The 988-nt window shown below is 42.8% G+C and carries 2 protein-coding genes and 1 pseudogene; 2 read left to right on the top strand and 1 reads right to left on the bottom strand.

Annotated features, from left to right (window positions below; all coding sequences use genetic code 11):
- Positions 1-35 precede the first annotated feature (35 nt).
- Together CW749_RS27130 and CW749_RS27135 are read left to right on the top strand one after the other, a co-directional pair.
- Positions 36-266, top strand: a complete 231-nt coding sequence (locus CW749_RS27130; protein ID WP_101115594.1) for a hypothetical protein — start codon at positions 36-38, stop codon at positions 264-266.
- Positions 267-270: 4 nt separating this feature from the next.
- Positions 271-513, top strand: a complete 243-nt coding sequence (locus CW749_RS27135; RefSeq protein ID WP_201797042.1) for a hypothetical protein — start codon at positions 271-273, stop codon at positions 511-513.
- A gap of 347 nt (positions 514-860) precedes the next feature.
- On the opposite strand, the pseudogene CW749_RS27140 reads toward CW749_RS27135, so the two are convergent.
- Positions 861-988 (bottom strand): annotated as a pseudogene (locus CW749_RS27140) (IS110 family transposase); the annotation flags it as partial.

Genomic DNA, 988 nt, shown 5'->3' on the forward strand with positions numbered 1-988 from the left:
CGGTTTAAGCTGGCGTTATGTGTTACAGAGGAATCATGAGCAAGGAAGTCGAATTAAAACTTACAGAAGATGAGGCATGGGTTCTTTTCGAATTGGTACGTAGGTTTAGTGATACAGAGAAATTGAGTATCGAAGATCAAGCAGAAGAACGAGCTCTTTGGAACTTGTGCTGTGTCTTTGAAAAATCCTTGCATCAAGAGTCGGAGATAGAATACAAAGATTTTCTTTCTCATTGTAGGAAACGGCTCAGAGACGAAACTGAGTAAATGAATGGACATTGATTACAAAAAAATAGAAAGCAAAGAACAGCTTATCGATCTAATTCGAGAGCTAAGTGCAGAGAATACAAGCAAATGGGAAAATGTATCTACCAGTGATTTCCTAGAGGCTTTGGGGGCTTGGTTTGAGGATGCTGATGGTGTTTACCGGAACCTTAATTTGAGTACTAATGCAGACAAACCGAGCTGGCAGCTTTTTGCAGATGCTTTGCAAGCGGCAACTATTTATGAGTGAGCTAAAACACATAACAAGCGCTTCAGTCTGATTCGCAACGCGTGGCATTTTTGGTTCAAATCAGTTTGGTGTTTACGGTGCAATGCAGAATGTCTGGTTTCGTTGCTCACCTATATGGTCTCCCCCAGTTTTGCAAGTCAGTAGTCTGATTCAAAGCGCAGGTTAACTACCATATATACGGCCTGTTTTAGCGGCTATTGCCTTGGCCAAGATGAGGCAGTCGAACACGAAGTCCTAATCACCTTATCGGTTTTAATAACCAACGTGAGCAGAAGGTTTTCAACGTGTAGGATTTATCCTGTTATTCATCTCACTACGTACTTTGCAAAAGGTTGTGGTGTTGTCTTTTAGGCTGGTTGATACTCTTCATTTCTGCGGATGACAGCCCATGCAATCCGCATCAGTTTATTGGCTAACGCGACGGCAGCCCGGTTAGGACCTCGCCGTTTTTCAGTCTCCAGTGCCCATAAACTCA

It is taken from the genome of Vibrio sp. vnigr-6D03, assembly GCF_002835515.1.
GTDB lineage: Bacteria > Pseudomonadota > Gammaproteobacteria > Enterobacterales > Vibrionaceae > Vibrio > Vibrio penaeicida.

Bases quoted from the DNA above. Each gene is read 5' to 3' on its own strand.
- CW749_RS27130 (WP_101115594.1), top strand. From the start codon at position 36: ATGAGCAAGGAAGTCGAATTAAAACTTACAGAAGATGAGGCATGGGTT.
- CW749_RS27135 (WP_201797042.1), top strand. From the start codon at position 271: ATGGACATTGATTACAAAAAAATAGAAAGCAAAGAACAGCTTATCGAT.